Annotated in this window: 7 protein-coding genes; all 7 read left to right on the plus strand. The window is 43.8% G+C overall.

Translation table 11 applies throughout. From position 1 onward, the window contains the following. Positions 1 to 14: 14 nt before the first annotated feature. The 7 genes from J7M13_00005 to tadA all read left to right on the plus strand — a co-directional run bounded on the left by J7M13_00005 (position 15) and on the right by tadA (position 6593). On the plus strand, positions 15 to 284 hold the full coding sequence (locus tag J7M13_00005; protein ID MCD6362378.1) for a late competence development ComFB family protein: 270 nt from the start codon (positions 15 to 17) through the stop codon (positions 282 to 284). Positions 285 to 289: 5 nt separating this feature from the next. Next, positions 290 to 1300, plus strand: coding sequence for a type IV pilus assembly protein PilM (pilM, locus tag J7M13_00010; GenBank protein MCD6362379.1), 1011 nt, complete (start codon positions 290 to 292; stop codon positions 1298 to 1300). Positions 1301 to 1306: 6 nt separating this feature from the next. Then, positions 1307 to 1849, plus strand: coding sequence for a hypothetical protein (locus tag J7M13_00015; GenBank protein MCD6362380.1), 543 nt, complete (start codon positions 1307 to 1309; stop codon positions 1847 to 1849). A 65-nt stretch (positions 1850 to 1914) separates the two neighbouring features. After that, a complete protein-coding gene (gene pilO / locus J7M13_00020) occupies positions 1915 to 2403 on the plus strand; it encodes a type 4a pilus biogenesis protein PilO (protein ID MCD6362381.1) in 489 nt (162 codons plus the stop codon). A gap of 5 nt (positions 2404 to 2408) precedes the next feature. Continuing rightward, on the plus strand, positions 2409 to 2945 hold the full coding sequence (locus J7M13_00025) for a hypothetical protein (GenBank protein ID MCD6362382.1): 537 nt from the start codon (positions 2409 to 2411) through the stop codon (positions 2943 to 2945). A gap of 10 nt (positions 2946 to 2955) precedes the next feature. Next, positions 2956 to 4896: an AMIN domain-containing protein gene (locus J7M13_00030; GenBank protein MCD6362383.1), complete on the plus strand. Its 1941-nt coding sequence runs from the start codon at positions 2956 to 2958 to the stop codon at positions 4894 to 4896. Positions 4897 to 4904: 8 nt separating this feature from the next. Continuing rightward, positions 4905 to 6593: a Flp pilus assembly complex ATPase component TadA gene (tadA, locus tag J7M13_00035; protein ID MCD6362384.1), complete on the plus strand. Its 1689-nt coding sequence runs from the start codon at positions 4905 to 4907 to the stop codon at positions 6591 to 6593. The last annotated feature ends 71 nt before the right edge of the window (positions 6594 to 6664 follow it).

The following is a 6664-nucleotide window of genomic DNA, read 5'->3' on the forward strand; positions in this document are numbered from 1 at the left end:
TACCAAGAAATTATATGGAAAGGGTTGTTAAGGAGACCCTTGAAAAGCTTCTTAAGGATAGAGATGATGTCTGCAAGTGTGAGGAGTGCATAGCTGATATGATGGCATATGCTTTAAACAGGCTTCCTCCAAAGTATATCGTTACGGATCGTGGATATATATTCTCCAAACTTAATGAGATAGAGGCGCAGTTTCAAGTTGACGTTCTTGAAGCTGTTTTAGAGGCTATAAAAGTAATATCGAAGAACCCAAGGCATTCGGTTGGCGAGAGCAAGAAGCAGTGATTACGATGTTAAGGGGAAGGAGAGCGTGGGTGGGAGTTGATCTTGGCACAGTGGGAATAAAGTTCGCGGTTCTGAATGGGAGTAAGCTCGAGAAATGGGGAGCAGGAACTTTCTCTCGGGGAGCTATAGCCGCTGGAGTTATTAGGAACCTTGATGAGGTTTCAAGAACCCTCAGGGAGATGGCAGATAAGCATGGATTTAAGGGATGTAGGGTGGTTGCCTGTGGAGGGGGACGTGAGGTTATAATCAGGATGATACAGCTTCCCAAGATGGAAAAAAGGGAGTTTTCCAAGTTCCTTTCGTGGGAAATAGAGAGACATCTGCCATTTTCCGTTGATGATGCGGTCTACGACTATGAGCTTTCTCGTAGCTTCTTTGATGAAGAGGGAGAGAAAGTAGAGGTCATTTTAGTGGCAATGAGGCGCACTACATCGAGGCAGATTTACGATATCTTCAGAAGCGCAGGACTTAATCTTGAGGCTATAGATGCGGTTCCCTTTCCTCTCCTCAGGCTACAGGGGGGGAGTTTGACACGTGGCAGTTTTATGATCCTGGATATAGGAGCTGGAACTACGGATATAGCTGTAGTTCACGAGGGTAAACTTGTTATGTTTAGATCGGTTCTGATTGCTGGAAACATGTTTACATCAGCTATATCTGGATCGGCTAAGGTCTCCTTTGAGGAAGCGGAAAGACTTAAAAGGGAAAAAAGCTTTGATGAGCTTGGGGATTATATAAAACCCCCATTTGATGATCTTTTGGGAGAAATTTCACGATGCTTTGATTATATCATAGGACAGTTCAGAGAAAACATCGTCAGGAAAATTCACATTACGGGGGGAGGATGCGCCATAAGAGGCTTTGATTCGGCGCTTGAAGAGGGACTCGGTATTCCAGTTGAAAGGATCAATCCGCTTGAAGGTTTAGCTTTGGATTCTGTTAAAGAGGAGGAGCTTGAGAGCTTGAAAAATAGGTGGGGCGTAGCTATAGGGTTGGCTTTGAGAGGGGTGTATTAGAGGGAATTGACCAGGTTTAAGGTGAATCTACTGCCTCCAGAGGTACTAAGATTAAAGAGAAGAAATAGGCTTTTTTCTGCGATGAGAATAGGACTCACCGTTTTATGGATAGTGGTGGTCGTTTTTACAGCTTGGCTTTACTATCAGTATACCTCGCAAAAGAGAATAGCGAGCGAGAAAGAGGCGCTTGTTAGCACGCTTCAAAGGCAGCTTAGAAAGGAAAATTTGGTCAAGCTTTTTAAGGAAGCCGAGTTCTTTATTAGGAGAGTGAGAGGATTCACGTCTAACTTGATCCCCGCTTATGAATTTCTCATTTATCTTTCATCCAGCTTGCCTGATGGCGTTAGGATAGAAAAACTCGAAAGCCTTAAGGATGGAAGGGATATTAGAATGATGGGTGTTGCTTCCTCACCAGAGGCACTTGCAAGCCTTATAGATGTTCTTAAAGAGGGAAAGATGGTTCAGGAGATCTCCATTCCTAAGCTCGAAGGGGAAAGGAACGGCATAACACCTTTTGATTTCACGTGTCGTCTGAAGGGATGGTGGTAGAGACGGAAGCCCTTAAAAATTTGTTTTCCAGCTTTTGGGAGAGATTTAAAAGAAGGGACTTTCTCATGATGTGGTCCTTGGGAGCATTGGGATTAATACTTTTTTATCTTTTTCTCACTCTCAGGATAGGTGATGAACTTAAGTCTCTTGAGGAGAGAAGCAGAAGGCTAACTCTTGAGGTTAGAAGGCTCGAAGCTCAAATTGTAAAATCAAAGCAACTTAAAAAAAAGCTTCAAGAGCTTAGTGTGATGGTAAATAGCTATAAAGCTTTCTTACCGAAATCTGAGGACATAGATAAGATCGCCATTCTTCTGGGAAGTTCAGCGAGAAATAGCGGTTTGACCTTTGATAAGCTTGTATTTACTCGCGATAAAAGAGCAAAGAAGTGTATATTTAACATGAGACTCAGTGGTAATTTTTCTTCCTTGCTTGATTTTTTGGACAAGATCTGGCGTGCTCCGTTTCTCATAGGCGTAACTTCGCTAAGGATTAGCGCTTTGAGTGAGCCCTCGCTTCTTAGGGTGGATATAACGCTTGCGACCATAGAGAGGTAAGAGCTATGCGGAAGGGGTATCTTATAGCTTTGATAGGCGTTCTTGTATTTGCAGGGATCTACTTTTACTATATGGGTTTTTTTAACATAAGTTTTATGTTTGGCTCCTCGGGTAAAAAGGTTATTTCCATCAAACCAACGCCCGTTCTTAGAGAAGAAGATGTCAATAGGATCTTAAGGGAGCTTGAGAGCTTTCCTAAAAGCGAGACTCATCTTAGGATGTTGGTAGCGGAGCGGGAGCATTCGGTTAAAGATCCATTTTTCCCCACAGCAGGTGAGGAAACGCCGGAGGAAAAGGTGGAAGTTAAGGTTACTCCTCCGGTCAAAGCGGTTGTGGAGGTTCCTCCTCCTATGAGGCTTGAAGGTATAGTTGAGTCTGGTTCTAAGAGAGTGGCTATTCTTCAAATAGGGAATGAGAGGGGAATAATACTTGGTGAGGGGGAAAGTTGGCGGGGCGTAAAGCTTATCAAAATAGGGAAAAAGAACGCTTTAGTCGTATGGAAAGGTGTCTTTAAGCTTCTTTATCTTCCGGAACAGAGGTGAGCCTTAAAAGATGAGGAAAAAGGGTCTTTTTGTGCTTGCGTTTTTGCTTTTGGTTTGCCTTTCGGTCAGGGGATATGCGCTTGAGAGAAGGATAATGAGTGTCCGGGTTTTTCCGACGAAAACGTGGGTTAAGCTCGTTATTCGTCTCACATCTCCAGCGGTGCCTGTTATAGATTGGTTACCTGGAGATCGGGAAAGAATGGTGCTAACGTTTAAGGGATTCTATTACTCCGCAACCTTACGACGGTTACCCCTTCACAGAAGTGATATATGGGAGGTAAGAGGGGGACAGTTTAAGCCAGGTGAGGCGAGAGTAGTTGTTGAGTTCTTCTCAAGCAGGCTTTATTATCGTTTCGCTTCTAAGGATAAGGGAAAAACGCTTGTTTACTTTTTCTATCCGGTGAAACCTCGTAAGAGGGCTCCGATCCCTTTGGAAAAGAGACTTTTTTACATTCGCAGAATAGATGTCGTTCCCATGGGTGAAAGTCTAAAGGTTGCTATCAGGGGGGATGCTCCTCTCGATCCCAAGGTAAGCTGGATAAAGGGTAAGATTGATCGAATGGTTCTTGATTTTTATGGCTTCGTTTTAAAAACCTCAAGAAGGATTTATAGAATAAACAGGTTCGGAGTAGTTGAGGTTAGGGCTGGTCAGTTTACACCCGAGATAGTTAGAGTTGTTATAGAGCTTAAGCTTGATGAGGTAAACTACAAGCTTCAAAGCGTTCCAGCTGCAAGGAAGGTTTTAATTTACTTCTATCCAAGAGTTCTAGAAAGAAGTCTTGTTAAAAAGCCCGTTTCCTCGCCCACAACCAAGACAAGTTGGGCTAGCAAGGAGATTAATCTTGATTTCAGGGATGTTGATGTCAGAGACATATTTAGGGCGCTTGCCAAAGTTACTGGTGTTAATCTCATATTGGATTCGTCGGTCAGCGGAAAACTTACCGTTAGCTTCAAGAACGTTCCCTTCGCTCAGGCGTTTGACTGGCTTCTGAGGATGACTGGGCTAAGCTATAGAAATCTCGGTAATACGCTGGTTATAGGAAGTGAGGACAGGCTTAAAGAGATGTTCGATAAGAAGATAACCAGGGTTTTTGTGCTTTCAAATGCGTCCGTTGAATCTGTGGTAGGTACCGTTTCCTCCATAACCGGTGTTAAAGATATTATAGTAGATCAAAGAATGAATGCGCTTATAGTTAAGGCTTCCCCCTTGGAAATGAAGAGAGTTGAAAAGGTTATACAATTAATAGACCAGGAAGTTCCTCAAGTTATGGTTGAAGCCAAGCTTGTGGGAATATCCCTGGAAAAGGAAAAGAATCTTGGCTTTTTCTTCTCGAATGTTTCCAAGGGGAAATTCTATAACATAAACATAGCACCTGGTTCTCCGATAACTATAAGCTACAGTAGCGATGAAAGCGCTGCCGCTATGCTTGATGCTACCATAAATGCTTGGATTTCGTCTGGAAAGGCAAAAGTACTTGCAAGCCCGAGCGTAGCGACGCTTAGTGGGTTAAAAGCGGTTATAAATTTGACGCGTGATTATAAGTACTTTAATAGAGTAGAGGAGATAAAAGACAGTGAGAGAACGATCAAGCAGGAATGGAAAACAATTACATATGGGCCAAAGCTTGTTATAACGCCTTATGTGGGTAGAGATAGCAAGATCACGCTTGCTATTGATATAGATGTCAGTATAGTAACAAGATGGATAGAGTATGAAGGTCAAAGGATTCCCGAAATAGGCCATAGGAAGGTTACGACTAAGCTTAGGGTTAGAGATGGACAGCCAATAGTCATAGGAGGACTTATAACTGAGGAGGACATAAAGAATTTGTTTAAGGTTCCACTTCTTGGGGATCTCCCCATAATTGGTCAGCTGTTTAGAAGTCAAACCTCTTCTCGCAAGAGGGAAGAAGTTGTTCTCATAGTGACTCCAAGAATTCTGAAGGAGTAGGTGAGGAAATGGGAATAGGACGTAGAAGAAGGCTTGGGGAGCTTCTCGTTGAGTCGGGTGCTATAACTCAGGCTCAGCTTGAGAGAGCCCTTGAGGAGCAGAGAAGAACCAACGAGCGCTTGGGTAGCATTCTCGTTAAGCAAGGGGCAGTTAGCGATCGCGATATAGCTCTTACGCTTTCGAAACAGCTTGGAATACCACTTATCTCCTTGAAGAGGGTAAAGATAGAGCCAAAGCTTTTAAGCCTCGTTCCCGAGAATATAGCGAGGAGAAATCTCCTTATTCCCGTTGAACTTAAGGATGGCAGGCTCATCGTTGCCATGGCGGATCCCTTGAATGTTTTAGTTCAGGATGAGCTTAGGTTGCTTACCGGATACGATATAGATGTAGTTGTAGCTCCCGCGAGCGAAATAAAGCAGGCTATAGAGCACTACTATGGCATGAGAGGGCGAGCTGAGAGCCTGGCTCGGGAGAGGGAGGAGAGGGAGGAGACGGAGGAAACGGGGGAAAGAGAGGAAGCTATTCCACCTGAGGAAGAAGCTCCTATTATAGGGCTTGTAAACAGTATGATATCCCAGGCTGTGGGAGAACGTGCCAGCGATATTCATATAGAACCTCATGAGGATGAAATAGTGATAAGGTTCAGGGTAGATGGGGTACTGAGACCTGTGATGACTTTTCCTAAGAGTCTTCACTCGCTTTTGACGACGCGAATAAAGGTAATGGCAGGTATGAATATAGCGGAGAAGAGACTTCCACAAGATGGCAGGATTCTAACCTCTGTGGACGGGCGAGATCTCGATCTCAGGGTTTCAACGCTTCCTACCGTATATGGAGAAAAAGTGGTAATGAGAATATTGGATAGAAGTGATATTCTAATAGGACTGGAAAAGCTTGGTCTTCTTGAAGATTCTCTTGAGAAGATTAAGAGGTTGATTTCTACACCATATGGCTTGATTCTGGTTACGGGTCCTACGGGAAGCGGTAAAACCACTACGCTTTACTCTATGTTGAAGGAGCTTAACAGCACTGAGAGAAATATAGTTACCGTTGAAGATCCGGTAGAATATCAGCTTGAAGGGGTAAATCAAGTACAGGTGAATGAGAAAGCTGGATTGACCTTCTCCTCAATTTTGCGCTCGGTCCTGCGTCAAGATCCGGATATAATAATGGTTGGTGAGATAAGAGACACGGAAACTGCTGAAATAGCGATAAGATCTGCTCTCACGGGTCACCTTGTTCTATCGACGCTTCATACTAATGATGCTCCAAGCGCTATAGCGAGATTGATTGACATGGGAGTGGAACCGTATCTTGTTGCTTCCTCTGTAATAGGTGTTATAGCTCAGAGGCTCGCGCGGAGAGTTTGTGAGCACTGTAAAGAAAAGAAGGTAGTAAGCGAGAGCGATATATGGTCTAAGGAAGGGATAGAACCTGGAACTGTGTACTACGCTGGTAAAGGCTGTGAGGAATGTGGTTATACCGGTTATAAAGGAAGGATAGGGATATTCGAGATAATGATTATGAGCGAGGAAGTTCAGCGTCTCACGGTTGATCACGCTCCTGCATCTCAGATAAGAGAGAGGGCAATAAAGGAAGGTATGATAACATTGCGCGAAGATGGAATAAGAAAGATAAAGAGAGGAATAACGACGCCTGACGAGGTTATAAGAGTTACATTTGGAGGTGCTTTGTAATGGGTAGAATGAGAGAGCTCTTGCTCAAGATGGTGGAGCTTGACGCTTCTGATCTTCATCTTGCAAAGGGA

The organism is Synergistota bacterium (assembly GCA_021159885.1).
In the GTDB taxonomy this organism is placed as follows: domain Bacteria; phylum Synergistota; class GBS-1; order GBS-1; family GBS-1; genus AUK310.

Bases quoted from the DNA above. Each gene is read 5' to 3' on its own strand.
- J7M13_00005 (MCD6362378.1), top strand. From the start codon at position 15: ATGGAAAGGGTTGTTAAGGAGACCCTTGAAAAGCTTCTTAAGGATAGA.
- pilM (MCD6362379.1), top strand. From the start codon at position 290: ATGTTAAGGGGAAGGAGAGCGTGGGTGGGAGTTGATCTTGGCACAGTG.
- pilO (MCD6362381.1), top strand. From the start codon at position 1,915: ATGATGTGGTCCTTGGGAGCATTGGGATTAATACTTTTTTATCTTTTT.
- J7M13_00025 (MCD6362382.1), top strand. From the start codon at position 2,409: ATGCGGAAGGGGTATCTTATAGCTTTGATAGGCGTTCTTGTATTTGCA.
- J7M13_00030 (MCD6362383.1), top strand. From the start codon at position 2,956: ATGAGGAAAAAGGGTCTTTTTGTGCTTGCGTTTTTGCTTTTGGTTTGC.
- tadA (MCD6362384.1), top strand. From the start codon at position 4,905: ATGGGAATAGGACGTAGAAGAAGGCTTGGGGAGCTTCTCGTTGAGTCG.